Genomic DNA, 23,667 nt, shown 5'->3' with positions numbered 1-23,667 from the left:
CGAAAAATAGAGCTAATAAATCGCTTGAAAATCTTATAAAAAATAAAAAACACCAATGAATATAACACCTAAAAAACTCAATACCTACTTATTTTTTAAATTGCCTTCGGCCTTTTTTACTGGAGTTAGAATGCGCTCTATCGACAAAGAAAAATGTGTTGTAACTGTAAAACATAGATGGATAAATCAAAATCCATTCAATTCTATGTTTTGGGCAGTTCAAGGCATGGCAGCCGAACTTACTACAGGTGCATTAGTTATGCAGGAAATAAAAGCTAGTGGTAAAAACATTTCCATGTTAGTTGCTAACAATCAAGCAAGCTTTGTAAAAAAAGCCACAGGTAAAATTACCTTTGTTTGTACTGAAGGTCATCAAGTAAATGAGGTGATAAAAAAAGCTATTGCCACGGGCGAGGGGCAAACCTTATGGCTGTATGCAAAAGGAACTAACGAAGAAGGAGTTGAGGTTTCTAATTTTAAATTTGAGTGGACTCTTAAATTGAAAGCATAGGTTTTTATATGGTTTATAGAAGAAATGTTGCGTATTCAACAGTACAAAATTTTTAAAAAAATGTAACAAATTATTTAAAGTAGCAACTGATACTATAAATAATACAATAACTCAAAATATTATGATAGCTCACGAAATAGATTACAAGATTTACGGTGAAGAGATGCAGTTTGTTGAAATAGAATTGGATCCTCAAGAAGCCGTTGTAGCTGAAGCAGGAACCTTTATGATGATGGATGATGGCATTAAAATGGAAACTATTTTTGGTGATGGCTCATCTAAAAACAAAGGTTTTTTAAATTCTATTCTTGGAGCTGGAAAACGAATTCTTACAGGAGAAAGTTTATTTATTACAGCCTTTTACAATAATTTATCAGGTAAGCGTAAGGTTAGTTTTGCATCACCTTATCCCGGAAAAATAATCCCGATTGATTTAACGGCTTTTAATGGGAAATTTATTTGTCAGAAGGATGCTTTTTTATGCGCTGCCAAAGGAGTAAGTATTGGTATCGAGTTTAGCAAAAAGCTTGGTCGAGGATTGTTTGGTGGCGAAGGTTTTATTATGCAAAAACTTGAAGGTAATGGAATGGCTTTTGTTCATGCGGGTGGAACTATGGCAAAGAAAGAACTTCAATCAGGAGAAGTGCTTAGGGTAGATACTGGCTGTATCGTAGGATTTACAAAAGATGTAGACTATGACATTGAGTTTATTGGGGGCATAAAAAACACTATTTTCGGAGGAGAAGGAGTGTTTTTTGCAAAACTTCAAGGACCAGGAACTGTATACATTCAATCTTTACCATTTAGTAGATTGGCTGGACGTGTTTTGGCGGCTGCTCCACAAGGAGGAGGTAAAGACAAGGGAGAAGGTAGTATTCTTGGAGGCTTAGGCAATTTATTAGATGGTGATAATAAGTTCTAGTTTTAAATAGATTGTTAAATTTATGCTTAAATGAGAAAGCAATCCTTTTTTTCATTAAATTTAGCATACTAATCTAAACTATTAAGCTTATTAAACAAATCTACTTTTTAACCAAAACCTAATAATACTATGTCAAGAGCAATGTTCGAGTATACAAAAACTGTACTCGATAAAGTAAGTTTTGATGCTACGTTGTTTTGCAGAGAAGTACAAAAAGCCCTTCAAAGATTATTGCCCTATGAAATTGAAGAGTTAAAAGTTTTTATTCAATCTCTTGTTCAGCAAAACCCCGATTTGAATCAATGTTTAATCTATTTAAAAGAAGAATAAAAGAAAAAGCGACCAACTGGTCGCTTTTTCTTTTTGATTTATTATTTTTTACTTATTAAATTGATGGTTGGACCAGAATAATTGCAAGATTAGGCTTCCTTTTTATTTGGTAACGGACTAATTATTTCTACATTTTCAAATGCAATTGCGCCTCTTATAATACCTGAAATTACAGTTTGTAGTGCTTCAATAATCTGCATTTTTAATTCGCTTCTATGATATAACAAACTAACTTCTCTAGCGGGAGGAGGTGAGTTAAAGTGACGTAAATTAGTTTTAGATTTGTCGTTTAGGTCCAATGTGTGTAAGTAAGGAAGGAGTGTCATTCCTAAACCTTCATTTGAAAGTTTTATTAAGGTCTCAATGCTTCCGCTTTCTAATTGGAAATTACTATCTATTTGGTTTTTAAAAGTTTTGCATAAATTAATAACTCCATCTCTAAAACAATGACCATCTTCTAGAAGAAGCATGTCGTCTATTTCTAAACTAGTTGTGCTTATTTTTTGTTGGTTATGTAACCTATGATGCTCGGGAATATAACCTACAAAAGGTTCGTAATAGAGTACACGTTCTTTAATACTATCTATTTTTAAAGGTGTTGCAGCAATTGCAGCATCCAAATGACCTTCGTTTAAACCGAAGATAATATCCTCTGTGGTTAACTCTTCAATTTTAAGTTTTATTTTAGGGTATTTCCTTATAAAGCTTTTTAAAAACATGGGTAAAAGCGTGGGCATAATAGTTGGAATTATACCTAACTTAAACTCACCTCCAATAAACCCTTTTTGTTGATCAACAATATCTTGAATTCTATACGATTCGTTTACAATATTTTTAGCTTGGTTTACTATTTTTTTACCAACATCTGTCAGTTCTATAGGTTTTTTGCTTCTATCGAAAATTAAGATATCCAATTCCGCTTCTAATTTTTGTATTTGCATACTTAATGTAGGCTGGGTAACAAAGCATTTTTCTGCGGCTTTAGTAAAGTTCTTGTGTTCAGCTACTGCAAGAACGTAGTATAATTGCGTAATTGTCATGAGTATCAATTTAGACTATAAAAATATAAAAACTATCAATTAAAACTATGATAATTTTTGAAAATTATCTTGTAACTTTGAGTAAATAATTAAAAAAGAAGGTATTATGAAACTTAATAGTATAGGATTAAATCAAAATAAGACTAAAGATATAGCAAAAGACTTAAACGAGCTTTTAGCAAACTTTCAAATATATTACCAAAATTTAAGGGGAATCCACTGGAATATTAAAGGAAGACGTTTTTTCGATTTACATGTTAAATTTGAAGAATTATATACAGACGCCAACATTAAAGTAGACGAAATTGCTGAGCGTATTTTAACATTAGGGGAAACACCTTTACATACACTAGAAGATTACACCAAGTTAGCGAAAGTACCTGTTGGTAAAAATATTTCTCAAGATGAAAAAGCAGTTGGTTTAATTGTTGACTCTTTGTGTGTACTATTGGAAATTGAGAGACAAATTTTAGAGAAGACAGACGAGGTAAAAGACGAAGGAACTAATTCCATGATGAGTGACTTAATTACAGAACAAGAAAAAACTATCTGGATGATGAAAGCTTGGTTAGGCGAAACAGTATAACCTAATAGATTAATAGCAACTATAAAACGACCTATTTAGATGTTTTTTATTATCAATAGGTCGTTTATTTTTTTTATAAATTATCCTTTTACAGTCTAATTTGTAGCTCTAAGTCTTCATTTTCTAAATTAAACTTAGCATCGGTAAAACTTGGTGGCCCGTATAACATCGGGTTGTTAGACATACCATAAGATTCTAATGGCATGCCATTGTCGTTAAAGTCCATTCTTCCATTTCCATTCGCATCATGAAGTACCATAATGGCATAGGTCCCAGGTTTTAAATCTTCAAATGTAACTTGGACTTTTCCGTCTATAATAACACTTTTTTGGTTTTCAATACCTTGGCTTTTCATAAAAGTGCTTTCGTTGTGTAATCCAATTATCATAGTGCCGTTGTCACTTAAAGGATTGTTAATTGTTACGGTTATAGAATAAGTGTTTACAATGTCTAAAGTTTCAGGTACAGGTGTAATAAAAAAGAATGAGAAAATTAAAGCTAATGTTTTCATGATAAAATGTTTAAATTGATTAATACTTTTCAAATGTCCTGATAATTTGAATTCCCACCGAACTAGGAGTTCCGAACTGTAATTTAATAGCCTTGAATTGTTTATTTTTAGCACTTATGAGTTCAGATTTTCAGTATAAACCTTTTATATGGTTTACAATTGTCTTTATTTTGCTCATTTAACAGAATAAGGTAAAACCTTTTTTATGTGTCAATCCTTAAAAAATAATTTACGATGTTTTATACTTTAGATATTATAGGAACCGTAGCTTTTGCTATTTCGGGTGTATTAGTTGCCTTAAGTAAACGTATGGATCCATTTGGTATCTTAATTATAGCTTTTGTTACTGCCGTGGGTGGAGGAACCTTAAGGGACATTTTAATTGGTGACACCCCTGTAAGTTGGATGAAAAATATGACTTACACTTATGTTATTTTAGGTTCAACAATTTTTACTGTAGTATTTAGACATAAGATTGATTATTTAAGAAAATCCTTATTGTTATTTGATACCGTTGGAATAGGTCTATATACTGTTGTTGGAGTAGAGAAGGGGATTTCGGCAGGACTAAACCCAATTATATGTGTATCATTAGGTACAATTTCTGCTTGTTTTGGTGGTGTTATAAGAGATATTCTATGTAATGAAATTCCAGTTATATTTAGAAAGGAAATCTATGCTACGGCATGTATTGTTGGTGGTTTTTCTTATTTTTTAATTAAAAAACTACCTATTGATATTGACATAGCTTTTGCATTAGCTGGATTAATTGTAATTGTAGTAAGACTTTTAGCTGTTCGCTTTAAAATTAGTTTGCCAACTGTTTATAAGGACGAAGCAAAATAAAGTTGAATCTGAAGTTGATGGTATAAACTAATTAATAATTTCTACATTTTTAATATAGATATTGCTCAATGGCCAATCGCTATCGTCTGTTTTTTGTTTGGCAATTGTATCTACCACATCCATTCCATTAATTACTTTACCAAAGATGGTGTAATCTCCATCTAAATGATGTGCACCACCTTCTTGTTGCACAATGAAAAACTCGAATGGAGAGGCTAGTTTATATGGGTTTTCTATTTCACTACTTGGCATGCTTATAACTCCTCTTTCATGTTTAAAGCCTCTTTTAGTGTCTGTAGGAAGTAGATATTTTCCAATTTTATTGCGTTTTTTAGCAATTTCTGAGTTATCTGAATTTCCGGCTTGAATTATAAAATTATCTATTACTCTGTAAAATTGTGTGTCAGTGAAATATCCTTGTTTAGTTAAAAAGATGAAATTTGCCCTATGAAACTTGGTTTCATTGAACAATAGTATATCTATTGTTCCAAACCTTGTGGTAATGCGTACTTTGTTTTCAGGGTTTTCTTTTTCGTAATGAAGAAAAAACTCCATCGCATTTTTGTCGGATAACTTAATAGTGTCTTCAATTTTAGTTTGAATGTGTAAAAGACTGTCTTTTTTAACTTTTTTAGGTGTTTCTTTTAAAGAGTCCTTCGTATTTTTGCTAGATTGTTTATCTTCACAATTCAATAAAATAAAACTAAAAAGCACTAGAAAAACATATTTCATAAATAAATTTAGATGTTTTTAAATGTCAGGTTTATTAATGATAGCCTTAGGCTTAATATCTAATAAAAAACCATGGAATTTGATAGATTTTGTAAACTCATTTCAAAAATAGAAAATATCCCACTTCCAGCCGAACCTTCTCAGTTAAAAATGTCTCCTCCTTTTAGGGAAGCACTTCAGGAAAAACAAAAACATCTCATAAAAGACGCTAAAAGAGCTGGGGTTATGGCTCTGTTTTATCCAAATTATAATCAAGAAACCAATTTGGTTTTAATTTTAAGAAAAACCTATAAAGGAGTTCATTCAGCGCAAGTTGGATTTCCAGGAGGAAAAGTTGAACTTTCGGACACATCTATTCAAGATGCAGCAATTAGAGAAACTTTTGAAGAGGTTGGGGTGCCAATACAACAAATTCAAGTGGTAAGAGCACTTACGCAAGTTTATATTCCGCCAAGCAATTATTTTGTGCAACCATTTCTTGGAATCTCTAAACAAACTCCTAATTTTATTAAACAAGACGATGAGGTAGAAGATATTTTGGAGGTTACTTTAAACGATTTTATTGATGATGCTAATGTAGTAACAGAAATTGTATCAACCTCTTATAATAGGGATGTTATAGTTCCTGCTTTTAATTTAAACGGTCATGTGGTTTGGGGAGCAACAGCCATGATGCTTAGTGAAATAAAAGACTTGTTAAAACAAGTCCTGTAAAAGTTCTGTTTTGTTACCTTTGTGCTTAATAACTTTGAAACTAATTTTATGGGATTATTTAAAAGAAATCCTTTCGGACATATACTTTTTATAAAAAAATGGGTAATTAGAATTATTGGTTCATTATCTCATAGACGCTTTAGAGGATTTAACGAACTTCAAATTGAAGGTTCAGAAATAATTAAAAACTTACCAGATAAAAATGTTCTTTTTATATCCAATCATCAAACTTACTTTGCTGATGTGGTTGCTATGTTCCATGTGTTTAATGCAAGTTTAAGTAATCGTGAAGACAATATTAAAAATATTGGTTACTTATGGAATCCTAAATTAAACATCTATTATGTAGCTGCAAAGGAAACCATGAAGTCAGGTTTATTGCCTAAAATTTTAGCTTATGCTGGCTCAATTAGTATTGAACGTACTTGGAGAGCAAAAGGTGAAGATATAAAAAGACAGGTTAAAATGAGCGACATTTCCAATATTAAAATGGCTTTGGAAGATGGATGGGTAATTACCTTCCCACAAGGAACTACAACGCCTTTTAAGCCAATTAGAAAAGGAACGGCTCATATTATAAAACATTACAAACCTGTTGTTGTACCAATTGTAATTGATGGGTTTAGACGATCTTTTGATAAAAAGGGACTACGTGTAAAAAAGAAAAATATTTTACAAACTTTTGAGATTAAGAAACCTTTAGAAATCGATTATGAAAATGAAACTATCGATCAAATTGTGGAAAAAATAGAATATGCTATTGAGCAACATCCTTCTTTTCTTAAAGTAATTCCACAAGAAGTTTTGCTAGAAAAAGAGGAGTTGAACAAAAAGAGAAAATGGAGGTTGGAAGATGATAACTAATTAGATTTCCAATCTTTTTAATTCCCTATAATTCTTGTTCAATCGTTTTAATAAGATTCCATATATCAGGTAGTAGAAACCTAAAATCACCCCAATAGCCACGGCAAGTATTAAACAAGTTGCTATGATGGTTATGGCGTAGATTTTAAATATTTCGCCATTTGAAGACGCACTGTCTATCATGGAAATAACTTCTTTATCTCTGTTAAATTTTATGGCTAATACTATAAAGGAAGAAACAGCTAAGTATATTAAGTTAAAACCTACATATTGCTTAACTGTACGTCTTGTTTTTAATATGTTTTCCATTAATATCTTGGCGCTATCTGTGGCAGAAATGATTTTATAATTCATGTAAAACCTATAAAAGAAGTAAGCTAAAATAAGATATCCCAAAACCATAAATGGAACCATAATGTTTTCTGCATGATACGTTTCAAAGCGTTTATTGAAATCAGCATCCTTAAATGCAAATGATATAAACAGCCAAAAAGTAAATTCTAAAAGGCTAATAATGAAAATCCACTTGACAATGGAAGAGGACTTCTTCAAAATCATGTTATATAACTCGTTATAAGAGAGTTTCGGATACTTAGTATCTTCATCTTTCTTCCAATCTTTTTTTAATAGGTCTAACTCATCCATAGTATTACGGATTTAAAATGGTTCTTAACTTTGTTTTCACTCGATTCATTTTTACTCTTGCATTTACTTCGCTAATTCCAAGCGTTTCACTTATTTCTTTGTAATTTTTGTCTTCTAAATAAAGAAAAACAAGTGCTTTTTCAATATCATTTAATTGACTAACGGCTTTGTATAAAAGTTTTAATTGTTCTTCTTCGGTATCGTCGTAGGGTTCCGATTTTATTTTATACTGAAAAGAACTAAAGTCTTCTGTGGTAATAGACCGTTTGCGTTTCCTATAGAGTGTTATGGCTGTATTTAGACCAACACGATACATCCAGGTACTAAATTTAGAATCTCCTCTAAACTTAGGGTAAGCTTTCCAAAGTTGTATGGTTATTTCTTGAAACAAATCATTATGTGCCTCTTGGTTGTTGGTGTAAATCCTACAAACCTTATGGACGATATTCTGATTTTTCTCTAATTCTTCAACAAAGCTATGTTCTAACTTTTTATTCAATTCGTTGGTTTAGTTAATCTATTAGTATTAATTTGTTTCATTTAGTTACAAATAAGTAAAATAATATTTAAAAGTAGTCCATAACCACTGTTTATTGTACCTTTATTACTGATTATTTATGAGATTTTATGAACATTCCTAAATCCGAAAACCCACGTATTGTCATCATTGGCGGAGGTTTCGCTGGTGTAAGCTTGGTAAAACAGTTTGCGAAAAAAAACGTGCAAGTTGTACTATTAGATAAACGTAATTACCACACTTTTCAACCATTACTTTATCAAGTTTCATCTTCTGGTTTGGAGCCAGATTCTATAGCTTATCCTATTAGGAAAATTATAAAAAAACACAATAATATCTTTTTTCGTTTGGCACATGTATCCTTAATAGATACAGAAAAAAATCAGGTTATTACGGATATAGGTACATTGCCTTATGATTATTTGGTAATTGCCACAGGTACAAAAACCAATTATTTTGGCAATAAGGCTATTGAAGCCAATAGCATGCCTATGAAAAATTTGCCACAAGCTTTGAATATAAGAAGTTTGATACTTCAGAACTTTGAAAGGGCAACCATTGCAAATTCGTTGGAGGAACGTGAAGCATTCTTGAATTTCGTGATTGTTGGAGGAGGACCAACGGGAGTTGAGTTGGCAGGTGCTATTGCAGAATTGAAGAACCATATTCTACCAAGAGATTATCACGATTTGAATTCTCAAGATATGCAAATCCACTTATTGGAAGCTGGACCCAAACTTTTACCGCCAATGAGTGATCATGCTTCTGCAAAGTCATTAGAGTTTTTGGAGAAATTAGGGGTTTCAGTACACTGCAATACTTTTGTTGTAAATTATAATGGTTTAGTAGTATCCACAAATACCGATTTAATTTTAGAGACAGAAACTCTAATTTGGGCAGCTGGAGTTACTGGAAATCCTATTCAGGGATTATCTGAAAAAGCACTTGTTGAAAGAGTAAATAGATATCGTGTAAATAGATACAACCAAGTAGAAGGATATACCAATGTTTTTGCACTAGGAGACATTGCATTAATGGAAACTGAAAAGTACCCAAAAGGTCATCCTCAGGTTGCTCAACCTGCAATTCAACAGGGGAAATTATTAGGTCAAAATTTAATGAAATTAATAGAAGGGAAACCTTTGAAAAAGTTTGAATACAAGGATAAGGGGTCCATGGCAACTATAGGTAGAAATAAAGCTGTAGTTGATTTAAAACCTTATAAGTTTTCTGGTTTTTTTGCATGGTTTATTTGGATGTTTGTCCACCTTATGTCATTAGTTGGTTTTAGAAATAGAATAGTGGTTTTATTTAACTGGACTTATAATTATATCAATTTTGATAAAGCATCTAGATTGATAATAAGGCCTTTTAAAAAGTTAAATTAATTGTTTGGAGACTTTAAGTTAAGTGGTTGATTGTTATTTGTTAAATAAAGTATTATAAATAAAATCTATTGTTGTTTTAATAGTCCCAAAACGATAAAAAGTTGGGCAAAACCGTAGGTAAACATAATGCTAAAATTTGTAAAAGGCAAAGGCTCATAAAATTTATTTAAAGCCAAAATACTATCGGATATCATAAATAAAATAGCTCCAATGAACACTAAAATGTAATTGTTTTTCACAACATTTCCCTGACGTAAAAAAGCACTTGTTGCCATGCTCAAAATTACTAACATATATAAAATTACAGGTATCAACATCTGTCCTAAACCGTCTTGCAAAAGATAAAATAAAAGCATGCCGTAGGCTAACATAAATCCAATAAAACCAAGACTGTTTTTAGATGGATTTCTTTGTTTTAAAAATACCAGAACATAAAAAATATGTGCAGTTAAAAAGGCAAGTAATCCGCCTATAAAATAATTTCCAGAAAGGTTTACAAACATTAGTAAAATGTCTCCTATCAAAGAGAAAATCAGCGCACATAGTATCATTATTCTTGTATTCTTTTCTATCTGCTTACTTTGTTTCCAGAAAAAGAATATTAATGAAGTAAGTAATGCTGGTTTAGCTAAATAATTTAATGCTGCAATTTCTGCAAAACTTGAGGTAACAATTTCTATTGTAAGAAGGAAGGCAAATAAAAAGGAAAACGATTTTTCGGTTTTTGTTAGCATAGGTAGATGGTTTAATTCAAATATATTCATTTCGTCAAACAAATTTGATTAATTGTTCAACTTCATCATTTTTAGCTAAGCTATAATGCAGTTTTTGGTTGATTATAGGTTCTGGAAACTGATTAATGTCATAGCATTCAGGTGGTTAATTGCTTAACTTTAATAGACTAAATGACTTTGTCATGAAACTTAAAAAAAATCCAAATATCGACGTCGGTAGAAATAGTAGTCTATATTTCGCTATAGGCTTAAATGTCATGTTGCTTTTTACCTACTTATCTATGGAATATAAAACTTTCGAAACTTCCGTAGTAAGTATAGAAACGGTTCAAATTGTTCATGAATTTGAGGAGGATATTCCTATTATGGATTTAAACATGCCTCCACCACCGCCACCGCCACCAGTTCTTGCTACTCCTGAAACAATAACCGTGGTTGAGGATACCAAAGATATTGAGGAAACAGTATTAGAAAGTACTGAAACTAGTCAGGAGGAAAAAATTGTAGAACCGATAGTTGAAGTTGAGGATGTAATTGTAGAGGAAGTAGAGGAGGAAATTTCTGTTCCTTTTTCTGTGGTTGAAGTGGTGCCCATATATCCGGGCTGCTTGGGGACTTCAAATCAAGATTTAAAAGATTGTTTTAATAAAAAAGTAAACGATCATATTATCAAAAACTTCAATTATCCTTCAACGGCCTTGGATTTGGGGATTTCTGGAAGAGTAATTGTACTTTTTGTAGTTGATAAGGAAGGAAACGTAACTAATATTAAATCTCGAGGACCAGATAAAATGCTAGAGCAAGAAGCAGAACGAATTATTGGATTGTTACCTAGAATGATACCAGGTAAACAACGAAGTAATCCGGTATCAGTACCTTATAGTATTCCTATTAATTTTAAAATTCAGAATTAAAAAAAATAAGTAAATTCCATTGAAATGGATATATAGAAGCACTTTTGTATTAAAAATGAAGGTGCTTTTTTTGTCCTAGGATACGGCTAGAGTTGTTGAAGTATTATGTTTTGTTCAATCGGTTGTTTTGGTGAATGATTTTGTATAAAAATTATTAAAATACAATTCAGAAATAAAAAACGACAGTTCAGTTAGTGTCTTTTTTAAATCCATGTATTTAATAAGATATTTCATCCATCAATAAAATTAAATTATTGGTAAGTTTAATAGACCTCACTATAATTGAGGTAGTTTATCTAAATTTAAGCCTTAAATAAAATTTGATTCAATTTGGAAAATAAGAGCATAACCAGCATTTATAGAATATAAACTAACATCATGAGTAAAAACACTAAAAATATTTTCATAACCTTTAGCCTTGGATGCTTGGTCTTTTTAATAGGCAATGCGCTTTTTGAAGGGTTTGAATTCGATGATGTTAACGGATTGCTTCTCAATTTTGGATTCTATCAATTATACGCCTTTGTTTTAGGTTATTCTAACATGTACTTTTTTGATCGATTAGAAAAGTATCCTTGGAAGGAGAAAGAAAGCGTTAAACGGATTGTAATTGGTGTTTTGGGCTCTGTTGTTATAACCTTAGTAGGCTTGTTTTTATTGAAAATGTTTACGGCTATGGTATATAACCATCAATCGTTTGAAACTTTTATAGCCAATCAATCCTATAGAAACTACACCTTTGGATTGTGGATTACTTTATCTATAGTAATTACGTTTCATGCTGTTTATTTCTATAAAAAGAATCAGGAAAAGAAGGTTAAGGAATCTCAAATAGTTGCTCAAACACAAACAGCTAAATTTGATGCCTTAAAAAATCAGCTAGATCCACATTTTCTTTTTAATAGTTTAAACGTACTTACTAGTTTAATAGAAGAAAATCCAGATAAAGCCCAAGATTTTACAACCTCCTTATCTAAAATATATCGCTACGTACTAGAGCAAAAAAATAAAGATTTAGTATCAGTAGACGAGGAATTAAAATTTGCAAAAACGTATATGTCTTTATTGAAAATGCGATTTGAAGACAGCATTGTTTTTGATATTCCTGAACAAGCTTCAAATCCAGATAGTAAAGTGGTACCTCTTTCACTCCAATTATTATTGGAGAATGCTGTAAAGCATAATATGGTTACCGAAAAAAATCCTTTACACATAAAGATTTACGAAAAGGACCGGCTTTTAGTAATCGAAAACAATTTGCAAATCAAGCAGATTGTTAAAAAAAGTAGCGGCGTTGGTTTAAATAATATTACACAGCGCTACCAATTATTATCCACACGAAGAGTTATTATTAATCAAGATGCAAACAGTTTTGCAGTAGCAATTCCAATGCTAACTAAACAAATCACAGTTATGGAAACAAGATCACTAAACAACAAAGAAGAAGCTTATTTAAGAGCAAAAAAACAAGTTGAAAATATTAAATCATTCTACGGAAATTTAATTTCATATTGTATAATTATTCCCATTATTATCTTCATTAATTACAAAACTTATTGGGGGGTTCAATGGTTTTGGTTTCCAATGCTAGGTTGGGGAATGGGCTTGATATTTCATGGGTTTACTGTATTTGGTTATGGTAAATCTTGGGAAGAAAGAAAAATACAGGAGATTTTGGAAAAGGAAGAAAAATTTAATCAAAGCAAATGGAGTTAATTATGAAACGAGAATTTTCAGAACTAGAGCGTTTAGAACGGGCTAGAAAACGAGTTAAAAAAATTAAGGGCTTTTATACACACTTATTTGTGTACATAATCATAAACATTATGATTGTTATTATTAATATACAAGATTTAAAAGCAGGTGAAAGTTATTTCCAGTATAAAAACTTCTTTACTTTATTTTTCTGGGGAATTGGTTTAGCTATTCATGCTCTTAGTGTATTTTTACCAGATATAGTATTAGGAAAGAATTGGGAAGAGCGAAAAATTAAGGAACTAATGGATGAAGAAAAAAAGTATTGGGAATAAATGTTTTAAATTGAATGTAAGCCTAACCAACCAATTTGATAAGAAATGAAAGTCATTATAATTGAAGACGAAAAACCCTCCGCAAGACGTTTACAGCGAATGCTTGATAAGATTGGAATTAACGCAGAAACTATGTTACACTCTGTTGAAGAATCTGTTAATTGGTTTCAAGAAAACGAGCACCCTGATTTAATTTTTTTAGACATCCAGCTAAGTGATGGCTTGTCATTCGAAATTTTCGATTTAGTAGAAGTAAAATCATCAATTATTTTTACAACAGCTTATGATGAATATGCCCTTCAGGCTTTTAAACTAAATAGTGTAGATTATTTATTAAAGCCTATAGATGTTGACGAGATGGAGCAAGCTGTTAAGAAGTTTAATTCAAATCGAAATGTAAACCTCCCTATAACCTTAAATTTCGACGACATTAAAAAGCTTTTGGTTAATCCTATTGAAAGAGGAGAAAAGGAATATAAAAAGCGATTTTCGATAAGAGTAGGACAGCATTTAAAATTAATTCCAATAGAAGATATTGAATGTATTTACAGTGAAAACAAAGGGTCTTATATTTATACAAACGAGGGTAGAAACTATTTAATAGATTTAACCCTAGAGCAATTAGAAGACCAATTACAACCGGAATTGTTTTTTAGAGTAAATAGAACATTCTATGTAAATATTAATGCTATAAAAGATATGGTAAGCTATACCAATTCACGTTTGCAAATAAAATTACATTCTTACCACGAGCAAGATGTTATTGTTGCCAGAGAACGAGTAAAGGACTTTAAAAATTGGTTAGAGTAAACTACTCTTCAATTCTATTATCATCAAATGATGATGGCAATAATTTAGGGATAAACTTAATAACCAAAGGCAATAGTAATGCACCTCCAGGAAGCATAAAAATAGCCAAACTAGGTATGGATTTAAAAATATCCAACAATTGCGCTTGAACTTTTTTCTGCTCGTCGTCCGTTAGGTCTCGTACCGTCGATTTTGTTAATAATACCATTAACTCCTTACTTTCTAAAATTTCTAATTGTAAACGTTTACTATTTCTAGAAATAAGTTTACTAACCATTTTGCTCGAGTTGGAGTAAAATGTTTTTACAATATTTTGAGAACTTAATAGGGCAATTTTATCTTTATTGTTGTTATAAAATGTCTCTATAAAATGTATGGAATTGTTTATTCTATCTTGTTCTAATTCCAGTTTTTTGCCAAGTTTTAAAAGTAGAGTTTTTTCATTTTTATCAATATTTAAATCTCCCCAAGTTGCCATACTGGCAATATCCATAATATAATATTTTTCCAAATCGGTATTTATTATTTCTAAGGCTTCTTGGAAATTAAGTGTTTTATGAGATTTATATCTTATAGATTGATCAACCAGTTTTAATAAACTTTTGTCGTATTCTGTTTTCTTATTTTTGGAATTTAAAACTTCTCTAACGATACTTTCTATGGCAGATTCCAGATGTTGTATATGTTTTTCCGAAATCTTTTTAGTTTGTAGAAAAGCTTTATAAGCTAGAATATCTGTAAAAAGTAAGGCATTTGTAATAAAATAATTGAAACTTCTATCAATTAGGTTATCATCAATTTGTATGCGCTTATGAATAATTTTCTCTAAAAGTGAAGCTGATTTTTTCTCACCTAAAATTTCAGAAAAGATAGAGGTGGAATAGGCGTTTATTTCAATGTAAAAATTAATGATACTTTCAATGAAATCAGTATCATCTGTATTGTTTTCTTGGAAAATATACTTTAGAGCCAGTAAGAAATTCACTTTACAAATTTCTTCTTCGGTCATTCCAGAATAGTCAAGATGTTCCTTTACAATCTTGATATTACTTCCATAAATGAAACCGCTTTCTCTTAAAGAGTCGTAAAACGTATCGTGATTGGTATGATTCCAAACAGGAGCCGTGCTTATTTCGTTTAGTAATTTCTTTATCCAGCCACTTGCTGATGGGTTCATAATAAGCATATTTCTAAGGTGTAAAGATAAATTTTTAATTCGAAATTAAACAAGAACTTTGAACTGTAAAAAAGCTTATAATTTCAAGTTTGTTTATAATTTAATAATCAGATATAACTTAAGTAAAATAGAAAAAGCTACCAATCGGCAGCTTTTCTGGTACTTTAAGTTTAACCGATATTATTTAATAACACCACCACAACTTACACGTCCGCCAGCATTACCTGTTGGTTGAGATTTAAAATCGTCGGCAGAATCATGAACAATAACAGCTTTGTTAAGAATGTCTTTGTTTGGATCGCCACAACCAATACACCATTGGTCTGTGCTAAAAGAAATGGTAGCATTACCATTGGCGTCAGCTTCCATATTTCCTATATCTCCTTTATGATAGCCTTTAGCATCGCCCCACTTACCATGTGGTTCGTTTGTTGGGTTCCAGTGGCCTCCACTAGAAGTTCCATCAGCGGCAGAGCAATCAGCCTTTTCATGTAAGTGAATGGCGTGCGTTCCTTCCGATAGGCCTTCAAATACTGCCACCATAGTTACTTGTCCGTCTTTTTCTGTAAATACAGCTGAGCCACTTACTTTACTATCACTTTTAGGTTCTAAGCTTATTTTTACTTTTTTAACCTCCTCCTTTACAGTTTCTGGAGCTTTCTCTTCAGTGACTGTAACTTCGGTTTCAACGTTTTCTTTTTTGTCGTTTTTACAACTTATTGCTATGCTTAACGTTAACAATAAGGCAATTGAAATTGGTTTTTTCATTTTAAAATAATATTTTAATGTTCACTCAAAGTTACACATTATATGGAAGGTTTAATAATTTTAAACTAGCTAATATGACAAAAATCATATTATGCAACTCTGTTTAAATATATTTTTGTATCTGATTTATGGAGATATGAAGAATTCGTTAATAAACAAATATAATGTAGCTGGTCCTAGATACACTAGCTATCCAACTGTACCATATTGGAATAATAATACATTTTCTTCCAAAGCATGGAAGGACTCTCTAGTCAAATCGTTTAACGAGAGTAATAGTTCAGAAGGCTTGAGTTTGTATTTGCATTTACCATTTTGTGAAAGTTTATGTACGTTTTGTGGATGTAATAAACGTATTACAAAACGTCATGAAGTGGAGTCTCCATATATAACAGCTGTTCTTAAAGAATGGGATTTATATTGCAATTTATTTGACACCAAACCTAATATAAAAGAAATCCACCTAGGTGGAGGAACTCCAACTTTTTTTTCTACAGCTAACTTAAAACGGCTGATAGAGGCACTTTTAAGAAAGGCCACTTTGGCTGAAGGTTATGAGTTTAGTTTTGAAGGCCATCCAAACAATACAACCAAAGAGCACTTGCAAATCCTTTTTGATTTAGGTTTCAGACGTGTAAGTTTTGGAGTCCAAGACTATAACGAAGTTGTGCAAAAGGCCATTCATAGAATTCAGCCTTTTGAAAATGTGAAACGCGTTACAGACGAAGCTAGAGAAATTGGTTACACCTCTGTAAGTCATGATATAATTTTTGGATTGCCATTTCAAACCATAGAACATATAGAAGAAACTATAAAAAAAACCAAAATGCTTATGCCGGATAGGTTAGCATTTTATAGCTACGCTCATGTTCCCTGGATAAAAGGAAATGGACAACGAGGTTTTAAAGAAGAAGATCTGCCAACTCCTGAAACAAAAAGAAGACAATACGAGTTAGGGAAAGAGCTTCTTGCTGAAGCTGGATTTGTTGAAATAGGTATGGATCATTTTGCATTAAAATCAGATTCACTATATAAATCTATAAACCAAAGGGAGCTGCATAGAAACTTTATGGGCTACACAGCATCCAAAACTCAAGCTATGATCGGACTGGGAGTATCGTCTATTAGCGATAGCTGGTATGGTTTTGCTCAAAATGTTAAAGGCTTGGAGGAATACTATCATTTAATAAACGAAAACATTATTCCTATTTATAGAGGACATCTTTTAAACGAAAAAGATTTAATTATTAGAAAGCATATTTTAAATCTTATGTGTCAATTCCAGACGTCTTGGGGTAATAAGGAACTTTATTTTGAAGAACTTCCAGAGGTTTTAGAAAGGCTAGGGGAAATGGAAGTCGATGGATTAATTAGCATTCATGAAAACAATATTCAAGTTACAGAAAAGGGGAAACCATTTGTAAGAAACATTTGCATGGCCTTCGATTTACTGTTACAAGAAAATATGCCCGAGACCCAATTATTCTCAATGACTATTTAAAAACTGACAACCAATACCATGAAAAAAATAATAGTACCGGTAGATTTTTCAGAGCAATCGGAATTTGCTTTAGAAGCCGCTGCTGCTTTAGCGAATAGGAATAATTCAGAAATTCTAACTTTACATATGTTGGAAATTTCAAATGCCGTTTTTACAAAGGCAGATGATGCAAAACAAACGGAGACTATTTATTTTCTTAGGTTGGCAGAGAAGAAATTTGAAGAGTTTTTAGATAAAGACTATTTAAAGAATATCAAAGTAACTCCTATTGTCAAGCAATTTAAGGTGTTTAGTGAGATTAATGATATAGCAAAAGAACATGAAGCTGATTTAATTGTAATGGGATCTCAAGGAGCCAGTGGGATAAAAGGAATCTTAATTGGTTCAAATACAGAAAAGGTTGTTAGGCATTCAGAAATACCAGTCTTGGTAATTAAACACAATCCTATTTTAATGGAATTTGAAAATGTGGTTTTTGCTTGTGATTTTTCAGAAGAAGCCATAGAACAATATAATAGAGCGAAAGAAATGGTTAAAAAACTAGGAGCAATTATGCACTTGGTACATGTTAATTTACCAGGATCTAAATTTAAAAGTTCTAGTGAAATTGAAAAACAAGTAGCTAATTTTTTAAGAAAAGCTGAAGGTAGTTTAGAGAAAATTAATAAAGTAAATTATGTAAACGATTATACCATTGAAAAAGGTATCTTAAATTTTGCAAATGTTATGGGGGCTGATTTAATTGCAGTTGCAACACACGGAAGAAAAGGAATAGCTCATTTTTTTGAAGGAAGTATTTCTGAAGATATTGCCAATCATTCCACTTTGCCAGTTATGACATTTAAAATGTAAAATATATAGTTTTAGTAGTTAAAAATTGTTTGGTTTTTAGATAAGAGTTAAACTTCGGTTTAACTCTTTTTTGTTTTAAATGTTGGTGTTTCGTTGATTTTTAGTGAATTGTATTTATAATGGTTGTTCAAGGTAAAATGTATTAATTAAACTGTATTATATAGGACTTTTTTATCCTGAATATGATTAATATCATACTTTCTTCAGTCTTTAGCTTTTACATTTGTAATATTATTAATAAAATATACCATGAAATCAACACTAAAAGTTTTTACAGCACTATTTATTTCACTACTAATTAGCTGTGGTGGAAAGGAAGAAAAAAAGGAAGAAACAATTACTTTTCAGAAAAAAGCACCAACGGAAAAAAAAGAGACTCCTAAGGTTGAAACAGTAAAAGCTTCCGAAAAAGTAGATTTAACCAATAAAGGGATTGGCCCAATTAAATCTTTAGAATTACCAGCGGAAATAGATCAAAGTATGGCTGCGAAAGGAGAAGATGTTTTTAAAAAAATGTGTACAGCTTGTCACAGAACCGATAAAAAGTTTATTGGACCAGCGCCAACAGGAATTTTAGAACGCAGAACGCCAGAATGGATTATGAACATGATTTTAAATCCAGAAGAAATGACGCAATCGGATCCTTTAGCGAAAGAATTGTTAGTTGAATTTAACGGCTCTCCAATGGCAAATCAAAATTTAACTGAAGAAGAAGCTAGAGCTGTACTGGAATATTTTAGAACCCTAAAATAATTTTATATGAAAACAACCAACCTTAAATTTTTAATCACAGCTTGTTTAATTGTATTGTTTATGTCTTGTAAAGACAATACAACTAATACAGAAGACACAACAACGCCAGCTACTGCTAACGAGGTAACCAAGAGGCAAGGTCAGGCTTTTATCGAAGACGATGAGTCAGCACCCAATGTCTTGCAAATTGCTATAGGCTCTCCAGATCACACAACTCTAGTGGCAGCAGTGCAAGCAGCACAACTTGAAAATGCTTTGGTTAACGCTGGGCCTTTAATGGTGTTTGCGCCAACAAATGAAGCTTTTAATGCCTTACCATCAGGAACAGTAGAAGAGTTACTGAAACCTGAAAATAAAGATAAATTGGCTTTTATTTTAAAAAATCACGTAACCCCTGGAAACTATTCGAAAGATTTTCTTAAAAAGTTTAAAAAACTAGGACAAGCAAATAATGAGGATGTAACTATTGAAGTAAAGGGTGACGACGTTTATGTAGGTGGTGCTAAAATTTTAGCGAGTATTCCTGCAGGAAACGGAATTGTTCACGTAGTGGATAAAGTGATATTACCAGCAAATTAACTATAAATCAATTTAATGTAAATAAATAGAACAATGAAAAAATCAATTAATATATTATTCTCACTTATTATGGTGGCCGCAATGGTTAGCTGCAATGATGGAGGTCAAAATAAAAAAGGTAAAAAGGGCGCTCAAGGCGGTCTTGCTACCAATGCTGCGGAGAGGGTGTATGTAGCTCCTGGTGAGCTTGACGAATACTATGCATTTATGTCAGGTGGATTTAGTGGACAGCTTAGTGTTTATGGACTGCCATCAGGACGAATGTTAAAAGTACTTCCAGTGTTTTCCCAAAATCCTGAAAATGGCTATGGTTATACCGAGGAGACCAAACCAATGTTGAATACGTCATACGGTTTTGTGCCTTGGGATGACTCTCACCACCCTGATATTTCACAAACAAATGGTGAATTGGATGGCCGTTGGATTTTTATCAATGGAAATAACACGCCTCGTATTGCAAGAATTGGATTACAGAATTTCAAAACTGAGGAAATTATTGAAATCCCAAACAGTGCAGGTAACCACAGTTCATCGTTTATTACCGAAAACACTGAATACGTGGTAGCGGGAACACGTTTCTCTGTGCCAATCCCACAGAAAGACATGCCGATCAATGAATACAAAGGGAATTTTAAAGGCTCTTTAACGTTTATCAGTGTTGATCAAGAAACGGGAAGAATGGGAATTAAGTTCCAGTTGATTATGCCTGGATTTAACTATGATCTTTCTCACCCTGGGCGTGACAAGAGTCACGGTTGGTTCTTCTTTACCACTTATAATACTGAAGAAGCCCACTCACTTTTGGAAGTTAACGCATCACAAAATGATAAAGATTTCATTGCTGCCATTAACTGGAAAAAGATTGAGGAATATGTGAACAATGGTGGTGGGAAAATGGTTCCTGCCAACTATGCACACAATATCATGGATGAGCACACGCATATAGCCACTTCTACAATGTTGAAAGAAGTATTGACCGTAAATCCAATGGATGTTCCTGGAGCTGTATATTTCTTACCAACTCCAAAATCGCCTCACGGATGTGACGTCGACCCAACAGGAGAATACATTATTGGTAACGGAAAACTATCTGCCGACTTAACAGTGCACAGTTTTACCAAGATGCTTGATGCTATTGAAAACAAGAAATTTGATGGTGAAGCTTATGGTATTCCAATCCTGAATTTTGAAGATATCCTTGCAGGTGTTGTGAAGCAACCAGGTTTAGGACCATTGCATACTGAATTTGATGATAAAGGAAATGCATATACAACCTTCTTTATTTCTTCTGAAGTTGTAAAATGGAAAGTTGGAACTTGGGAAGTTTTAGATCGTCAGCCAGTGTTTTACTCTGTAGGTCACGGAATGATCCCTGGAGGTAATTCACGTAAACCATTTGGTAAATACTTTGTAGCCTTAAACAAGATTACAAAAGATAGATATCTACCAACAGGTCCGGAGTTGACTCAATCGGCACAATTGTTTGATATTACAGGTGATAAGATGGAGTTGTTGCTTGATTTCCCAACCATTGGAGAACCACACTATGCCGCTGCTATTCCTGCAGATTTGATTGCAAAGAACTCTAGAAAAATCTATAAACTCGCAGAGAATAAACACCCATATGCTTCGTTTTCTCCTGCAGACGCTAAGGTTGTGCGTGACGGAAAAAATGTTCATATCTATATGAATATGATACGTAGCCATTTTAACCCTGATAATATTGAAGGTGTTAAGGTAGGAGACAAGGTGTACTTCCATATCACAAACCTTGAACAAGACTTTGACGTCCCTCATGGTTTCGCAGTAATTGGTGCTAACAACGCAGAAATGCTTATTATGCCAGGAGCTACAGAGACCTTGGTTTGGGAACCAAAACAAGTAGGTGTATGGCCGTTCTATTGTACTGATTTCTGTTCTGCGCTTCACCAGGAAATGCAAGGTTATGTCCGTGTATCTCCGGCAGATTCAAATATTGAGTTGTCTTGGTCTTTAGGTGAAGATTAATTATAAAGGACCACAATATAAGAATAAGGAAATTTTGTTTTAGTGTTTATTTCCTTATTCTGAGGCGAGAGTTGAATTATCGCTCTCGCCTTTCTTTTAAAAATGCTATTAACTGAATGGTTAATTTAATTTAAAATTATTATGAAAAAAGCTGGTATTATAATGATAATAGGATCGCTTTTGTTGTTAGGACTATTCAAGTTTCCATTGTGGAATATCATGTTAGGAGCACCACAATATCCAGATCCACTTGGGATGGATATTTATATTCAAGGTATTGAGGGGGTAGAAGAGTTTGATATCCAAAATATTGACGGCCTTAACCATTACATCGGAATGAAAACCATTCCTAAAGTAGAAGATATGTGGGAATTTCAAGTATTTCCAATGGTAATTGGGATTATGGTGGCTCTTGGGGTCATCATCGGTTTGCTGGGTTTCTTCGGAAAATTAAGTTACAAATGGTTTCTCGGATGGTTCATATTGATGTCTATACTTGGCGTTATGGGTATGTATGATTTCAACCTATGGTTAATTGAATACGGAACTGACCTCGATCCGAAAGCAATCATGAAGCTTGAAAACTTGGATGGTACTCCAATGACCTATAAGCCACCACTGATTGGCTACCAAAAGATGCTGAACTTTGATGTGGACTCTTGGCCAGCAACTGGAGCATATATGATATTTGTGGGAATGTTGCTTACTGTAGTAGCCTTCTTTGTTGGGAAAAAAGAATCCCAAAAAGTGTCTTAATTTGGGCTGAACTTAACTGTGGACCAATTGTAAGACCTGATAGGAAATTGATATGTAGATTTTTTTGAATAAATTTAAATTTGATTATCCAATATTAAAAATTAAAACAAATGAAACAGTTTTTTTTCTTAAGTATAATAAGTCTTTTTTTAGCGTCTTGCACTGTGAGCCCCCAACCAATAAATTACGGTTCGGATGCATGTCATTTCTGTGATATGACTATTGTAGACAAGCAACACGCCTCTCAATTGGTGACTTCAAAAGGTAGAGCCTATAAGTATGATGCTATTGAATGTATGGTGCATTCCGTACAAGATGAGTTTAAGGATACAGAAATGGCTTATTATCTGGTGGCAGACCTTGATGCTCCAGGTGAGCTAATCGATGCTACGAAGGCTACTTATTTGGTCAGCGAACAATTGCAAAGTCCAATGGGAGAAAATCTTTCGGCATTCTCAAATGAAGAAGCGGGAAAGAAAGCTCAAGAAAAATTTACTGGAGATATCTATTCCTGGAAAGAAATTCAGGACCACCTTAAAATTAGAAAATAAAAAGGCTTCAGCAGTTCTTTAATGATTTAAAATCTCCGAGATTTGCTGAAGTCTATTTTTTGATTTCAAAATTACATTAATTTTATAAAGCATCATTTATTGATCCTCTTGAAAGAGAATGACTTCATATTGATAAATTTTAACTTCATTTTGAAAAATAAACACTACATAATCTTCTTTTTAACGGCATTGCTTTCCTTGACTAATATATGGTCAAAAACAATAACTGTCTGTTCCTCTTGTACAGTCAAAACAATACGTGAAGCAATCCAAGAGGCGTCTGACGGCGACACCATTGTTGTGAAAAAAGGAATTTATAAGGAGGCCAATTTAAAAATCGATAAAAGTATAACCCTGATTGGCGAAGATCATCCAACGATAGATGGTGAACAAAAAGGGGAAATCATAACCATAGGCGCGGATAATGTCACACTTGACGGATTTAAGATTATAAATGTCGGCGTGAGCTATACCACCGACTATGCCGCTGTAAGAGTTGTCCGAAGTGAAGGCTTTACCATCCAGAATTTGGAGTTGGAAAAACTGTTTTTCGGAATATATCTTCAAAAATCAAATAATGGAAAAGTATTGAATAACACCGTTAGAGGAGAAGCCGTAACCGAATTTAA

General features: G+C 32.5%; 27 protein-coding genes and 1 pseudogene. 20 read left to right on the top strand and 8 right to left on the bottom strand.

All coding sequences use genetic code 11. The annotated features are described in order from the left end of the window. Positions 1-55 precede the first annotated feature (55 nt). The 3 genes from VKY41_RS06995 to VKY41_RS06985 all read left to right on the top strand — a co-directional run bounded on the left by VKY41_RS06995 (position 56) and on the right by VKY41_RS06985 (position 1,763). Positions 56-511, top strand: coding sequence for a DUF4442 domain-containing protein (locus tag VKY41_RS06995; protein WP_500813722.1), 456 nt, complete (start codon positions 56-58; stop codon positions 509-511). 121 nt (positions 512-632) lie between these two features. Further along, positions 633-1,433 carry a TIGR00266 family protein gene (locus VKY41_RS06990; protein ID WP_500813721.1) on the top strand — a complete coding sequence of 267 codons (801 nt, stop codon included), beginning with the start codon at positions 633-635 and terminating at the stop codon, positions 1,431-1,433. A 129-nt stretch (positions 1,434-1,562) separates the two neighbouring features. Next, positions 1,563-1,763, top strand: coding sequence for a hypothetical protein (locus VKY41_RS06985; RefSeq protein ID WP_500813720.1), 201 nt, complete (start codon positions 1,563-1,565; stop codon positions 1,761-1,763). An 89-nt stretch (positions 1,764-1,852) separates the two neighbouring features. On the opposite strand, the gene VKY41_RS06980 is transcribed toward VKY41_RS06985, so the two are convergent. Next, positions 1,853-2,803, bottom strand: a complete 951-nt coding sequence (locus tag VKY41_RS06980; RefSeq protein WP_500813719.1) for a hydrogen peroxide-inducible genes activator — start codon at positions 2,801-2,803, stop codon at positions 1,853-1,855. Between the two features lie 106 nt (positions 2,804-2,909). Here VKY41_RS06980 and VKY41_RS06975 point away from each other — a divergent pair, with 106 nt between their 5' ends. Next, positions 2,910-3,389, top strand: a complete 480-nt coding sequence (locus tag VKY41_RS06975; protein WP_500813718.1) for a Dps family protein — start codon at positions 2,910-2,912, stop codon at positions 3,387-3,389. A gap of 88 nt (positions 3,390-3,477) precedes the next feature. Here the strand turns inward: VKY41_RS06975 and VKY41_RS06970 are convergent, their stop codons facing one another. Beyond that, positions 3,478-3,900 (bottom strand): DUF2141 domain-containing protein, encoded by a 423-nt coding sequence (locus VKY41_RS06970; protein ID WP_500813717.1) that lies wholly within the window; start codon positions 3,898-3,900, stop codon positions 3,478-3,480. A 234-nt stretch (positions 3,901-4,134) separates the two neighbouring features. Here VKY41_RS06970 and VKY41_RS06965 point away from each other — a divergent pair, with 234 nt between their 5' ends. Further along, a complete protein-coding gene (locus VKY41_RS06965) occupies positions 4,135-4,746 on the top strand; it encodes a trimeric intracellular cation channel family protein (RefSeq protein ID WP_500813716.1) in 612 nt (203 codons plus the stop codon). Positions 4,747-4,773: 27 nt separating this feature from the next. Here the strand turns inward: VKY41_RS06965 and VKY41_RS06960 are convergent, their stop codons facing one another. Continuing rightward, the gene (locus VKY41_RS06960) at positions 4,774-5,478 is read right to left on the bottom strand and encodes a peptidylprolyl isomerase (RefSeq protein ID WP_500813715.1); all 705 of its coding nucleotides are present in this window, start codon (positions 5,476-5,478) and stop codon (positions 4,774-4,776) included. Positions 5,479-5,550: 72 nt separating this feature from the next. Between VKY41_RS06960 and VKY41_RS06955 the strand changes: the two genes are divergently transcribed. Both VKY41_RS06955 and VKY41_RS06950 read left to right on the top strand, forming a co-directional pair. Next, positions 5,551-6,192: an NUDIX hydrolase gene (locus tag VKY41_RS06955; RefSeq protein WP_500813714.1), complete on the top strand. Its 642-nt coding sequence runs from the start codon at positions 5,551-5,553 to the stop codon at positions 6,190-6,192. Positions 6,193-6,240: 48 nt separating this feature from the next. Beyond that, the gene (locus tag VKY41_RS06950) at positions 6,241-7,056 is read left to right on the top strand and encodes a lysophospholipid acyltransferase family protein (protein WP_500813713.1); all 816 of its coding nucleotides are present in this window, start codon (positions 6,241-6,243) and stop codon (positions 7,054-7,056) included. On the opposite strand, the gene VKY41_RS06945 is transcribed toward VKY41_RS06950, so the two are convergent. Both VKY41_RS06945 and VKY41_RS06940 read right to left on the bottom strand, forming a co-directional pair. Beyond that, positions 7,057-7,701: a DUF8845 family protein gene (locus VKY41_RS06945; protein WP_500813712.1), complete on the bottom strand. Its 645-nt coding sequence runs from the start codon at positions 7,699-7,701 to the stop codon at positions 7,057-7,059. A gap of 4 nt (positions 7,702-7,705) precedes the next feature. Next, on the bottom strand, positions 7,706-8,200 hold the full coding sequence (locus tag VKY41_RS06940; protein WP_500813711.1) for an RNA polymerase sigma factor: 495 nt from the start codon (positions 8,198-8,200) through the stop codon (positions 7,706-7,708). Between the two features lie 128 nt (positions 8,201-8,328). Between VKY41_RS06940 and VKY41_RS06935 the strand changes: the two genes are divergently transcribed. Then, complete coding sequence (locus VKY41_RS06935; protein ID WP_500813710.1) at positions 8,329-9,606, top strand: NAD(P)/FAD-dependent oxidoreductase; 1,278 nt, start codon at positions 8,329-8,331, stop codon at positions 9,604-9,606. Between the two features lie 65 nt (positions 9,607-9,671). Here the strand turns inward: VKY41_RS06935 and VKY41_RS06930 are convergent, their stop codons facing one another. After that, positions 9,672-10,340, bottom strand: coding sequence for a lysoplasmalogenase (locus VKY41_RS06930; protein WP_500813709.1), 669 nt, complete (start codon positions 10,338-10,340; stop codon positions 9,672-9,674). 182 nt (positions 10,341-10,522) lie between these two features. Here VKY41_RS06930 and VKY41_RS06925 point away from each other — a divergent pair, with 182 nt between their 5' ends. From VKY41_RS06925 to VKY41_RS06910, 4 genes are all read left to right on the top strand, one after another. Continuing rightward, entirely contained in the window at positions 10,523-11,254 is a 732-nt protein-coding gene (locus VKY41_RS06925) for an energy transducer TonB (protein ID WP_500813708.1), read from the top strand. 378 nt (positions 11,255-11,632) lie between these two features. Next, entirely contained in the window at positions 11,633-12,970 is a 1,338-nt protein-coding gene (locus tag VKY41_RS06920) for a histidine kinase (RefSeq protein ID WP_500813707.1), read from the top strand. 2 nt (positions 12,971-12,972) lie between these two features. Next, complete coding sequence (locus VKY41_RS06915) at positions 12,973-13,284, top strand: 2TM domain-containing protein (RefSeq protein WP_500813706.1); 312 nt, start codon at positions 12,973-12,975, stop codon at positions 13,282-13,284. A 45-nt stretch (positions 13,285-13,329) separates the two neighbouring features. After that, positions 13,330-14,094, top strand: coding sequence for a LytR/AlgR family response regulator transcription factor (locus tag VKY41_RS06910; RefSeq protein ID WP_500813705.1), 765 nt, complete (start codon positions 13,330-13,332; stop codon positions 14,092-14,094). A gap of 1 nt (position 14,095) precedes the next feature. Here the strand turns inward: VKY41_RS06910 and VKY41_RS06905 are convergent, their stop codons facing one another. Beyond that, a complete protein-coding gene (locus tag VKY41_RS06905) occupies positions 14,096-15,271 on the bottom strand; it encodes an LETM1-related biofilm-associated protein (protein WP_500813704.1) in 1,176 nt (391 codons plus the stop codon). A gap of 180 nt (positions 15,272-15,451) precedes the next feature. Further along, complete coding sequence (locus VKY41_RS06900) at positions 15,452-16,039, bottom strand: superoxide dismutase family protein (protein WP_500813703.1); 588 nt, start codon at positions 16,037-16,039, stop codon at positions 15,452-15,454. A 136-nt stretch (positions 16,040-16,175) separates the two neighbouring features. Here VKY41_RS06900 and hemN point away from each other — a divergent pair, with 136 nt between their 5' ends. From hemN to VKY41_RS06860, 8 genes and pseudogenes are all read left to right on the top strand, one after another. Continuing rightward, positions 16,176-17,540 (top strand): oxygen-independent coproporphyrinogen III oxidase, encoded by a 1,365-nt coding sequence (hemN, locus tag VKY41_RS06895; protein WP_500813702.1) that lies wholly within the window; start codon positions 16,176-16,178, stop codon positions 17,538-17,540. Between the two features lie 18 nt (positions 17,541-17,558). Then, the gene (locus VKY41_RS06890) at positions 17,559-18,392 is read left to right on the top strand and encodes a universal stress protein (protein WP_500813701.1); all 834 of its coding nucleotides are present in this window, start codon (positions 17,559-17,561) and stop codon (positions 18,390-18,392) included. 249 nt (positions 18,393-18,641) lie between these two features. Continuing rightward, the gene (locus tag VKY41_RS06885) at positions 18,642-19,145 is read left to right on the top strand and encodes a c-type cytochrome (protein ID WP_500813700.1); all 504 of its coding nucleotides are present in this window, start codon (positions 18,642-18,644) and stop codon (positions 19,143-19,145) included. 6 nt (positions 19,146-19,151) lie between these two features. After that, complete coding sequence (locus VKY41_RS06880; protein WP_500813699.1) at positions 19,152-19,724, top strand: fasciclin domain-containing protein; 573 nt, start codon at positions 19,152-19,154, stop codon at positions 19,722-19,724. Between the two features lie 33 nt (positions 19,725-19,757). Then, complete coding sequence (gene nosZ / locus VKY41_RS06875) at positions 19,758-21,731, top strand: Sec-dependent nitrous-oxide reductase (RefSeq protein WP_500813698.1); 1,974 nt, start codon at positions 19,758-19,760, stop codon at positions 21,729-21,731. Positions 21,732-21,872: 141 nt separating this feature from the next. Beyond that, positions 21,873-22,487, top strand: coding sequence for a hypothetical protein (locus VKY41_RS06870; protein ID WP_473792087.1), 615 nt, complete (start codon positions 21,873-21,875; stop codon positions 22,485-22,487). Between the two features lie 110 nt (positions 22,488-22,597). Further along, positions 22,598-23,038: a nitrous oxide reductase accessory protein NosL gene (locus tag VKY41_RS06865; protein WP_163515472.1), complete on the top strand. Its 441-nt coding sequence runs from the start codon at positions 22,598-22,600 to the stop codon at positions 23,036-23,038. A gap of 300 nt (positions 23,039-23,338) precedes the next feature. Beyond that, a pseudogene (locus tag VKY41_RS06860) lies at positions 23,339-23,667 on the top strand (nitrous oxide reductase family maturation protein NosD); the annotation flags it as partial.

Origin of the sequence: Xanthomarina sp., from assembly GCF_035306605.1 — a bacterium.
Classification (GTDB): domain Bacteria; phylum Bacteroidota; class Bacteroidia; order Flavobacteriales; family Flavobacteriaceae; genus Xanthomarina.
This window is presented reverse-complemented; position numbering and strand designations above follow the sequence as displayed.

What these genes read in the sequence shown, in the direction of transcription:
- VKY41_RS06995 (WP_500813722.1), top strand. Translation starts at nt 56, where the DNA reads ATGAATATAACACCTAAAAAACTCAATACCTACTTATTTTTTAAATTG.
- VKY41_RS06990 (WP_500813721.1), top strand. Translation starts at nt 633, where the DNA reads ATGATAGCTCACGAAATAGATTACAAGATTTACGGTGAAGAGATGCAG.
- VKY41_RS06985 (WP_500813720.1), top strand. Translation starts at nt 1,563, where the DNA reads ATGTCAAGAGCAATGTTCGAGTATACAAAAACTGTACTCGATAAAGTA.
- VKY41_RS06980 (WP_500813719.1), bottom strand. Translation starts at nt 2,803, where the DNA reads ATGACAATTACGCAATTATACTACGTTCTTGCAGTAGCTGAACACAAG.
- VKY41_RS06975 (WP_500813718.1), top strand. Translation starts at nt 2,910, where the DNA reads ATGAAACTTAATAGTATAGGATTAAATCAAAATAAGACTAAAGATATA.
- VKY41_RS06970 (WP_500813717.1), bottom strand. Translation starts at nt 3,900, where the DNA reads ATGAAAACATTAGCTTTAATTTTCTCATTCTTTTTTATTACACCTGTA.
- VKY41_RS06965 (WP_500813716.1), top strand. Translation starts at nt 4,135, where the DNA reads ATGTTTTATACTTTAGATATTATAGGAACCGTAGCTTTTGCTATTTCG.
- VKY41_RS06960 (WP_500813715.1), bottom strand. Translation starts at nt 5,478, where the DNA reads ATGAAATATGTTTTTCTAGTGCTTTTTAGTTTTATTTTATTGAATTGT.
- VKY41_RS06955 (WP_500813714.1), top strand. Translation starts at nt 5,551, where the DNA reads ATGGAATTTGATAGATTTTGTAAACTCATTTCAAAAATAGAAAATATC.
- VKY41_RS06950 (WP_500813713.1), top strand. Translation starts at nt 6,241, where the DNA reads ATGGGATTATTTAAAAGAAATCCTTTCGGACATATACTTTTTATAAAA.
- VKY41_RS06945 (WP_500813712.1), bottom strand. Translation starts at nt 7,701, where the DNA reads ATGGATGAGTTAGACCTATTAAAAAAAGATTGGAAGAAAGATGAAGAT.
- VKY41_RS06935 (WP_500813710.1), top strand. Translation starts at nt 8,329, where the DNA reads ATGAACATTCCTAAATCCGAAAACCCACGTATTGTCATCATTGGCGGA.
- VKY41_RS06930 (WP_500813709.1), bottom strand. Translation starts at nt 10,340, where the DNA reads ATGCTAACAAAAACCGAAAAATCGTTTTCCTTTTTATTTGCCTTCCTT.
- VKY41_RS06925 (WP_500813708.1), top strand. Translation starts at nt 10,523, where the DNA reads ATGAAACTTAAAAAAAATCCAAATATCGACGTCGGTAGAAATAGTAGT.
- VKY41_RS06920 (WP_500813707.1), top strand. Translation starts at nt 11,633, where the DNA reads ATGAGTAAAAACACTAAAAATATTTTCATAACCTTTAGCCTTGGATGC.
- VKY41_RS06915 (WP_500813706.1), top strand. Translation starts at nt 12,973, where the DNA reads ATGAAACGAGAATTTTCAGAACTAGAGCGTTTAGAACGGGCTAGAAAA.
- VKY41_RS06910 (WP_500813705.1), top strand. Translation starts at nt 13,330, where the DNA reads ATGAAAGTCATTATAATTGAAGACGAAAAACCCTCCGCAAGACGTTTA.
- VKY41_RS06905 (WP_500813704.1), bottom strand. Translation starts at nt 15,271, where the DNA reads ATGAACCCATCAGCAAGTGGCTGGATAAAGAAATTACTAAACGAAATA.
- VKY41_RS06900 (WP_500813703.1), bottom strand. Translation starts at nt 16,039, where the DNA reads ATGAAAAAACCAATTTCAATTGCCTTATTGTTAACGTTAAGCATAGCA.
- hemN (WP_500813702.1), top strand. Translation starts at nt 16,176, where the DNA reads ATGAAGAATTCGTTAATAAACAAATATAATGTAGCTGGTCCTAGATAC.
- VKY41_RS06890 (WP_500813701.1), top strand. Translation starts at nt 17,559, where the DNA reads ATGAAAAAAATAATAGTACCGGTAGATTTTTCAGAGCAATCGGAATTT.
- VKY41_RS06885 (WP_500813700.1), top strand. Translation starts at nt 18,642, where the DNA reads ATGAAATCAACACTAAAAGTTTTTACAGCACTATTTATTTCACTACTA.
- VKY41_RS06880 (WP_500813699.1), top strand. Translation starts at nt 19,152, where the DNA reads ATGAAAACAACCAACCTTAAATTTTTAATCACAGCTTGTTTAATTGTA.
- nosZ (WP_500813698.1), top strand. Translation starts at nt 19,758, where the DNA reads ATGAAAAAATCAATTAATATATTATTCTCACTTATTATGGTGGCCGCA.
- VKY41_RS06870 (WP_473792087.1), top strand. Translation starts at nt 21,873, where the DNA reads ATGAAAAAAGCTGGTATTATAATGATAATAGGATCGCTTTTGTTGTTA.
- VKY41_RS06865 (WP_163515472.1), top strand. Translation starts at nt 22,598, where the DNA reads ATGAAACAGTTTTTTTTCTTAAGTATAATAAGTCTTTTTTTAGCGTCT.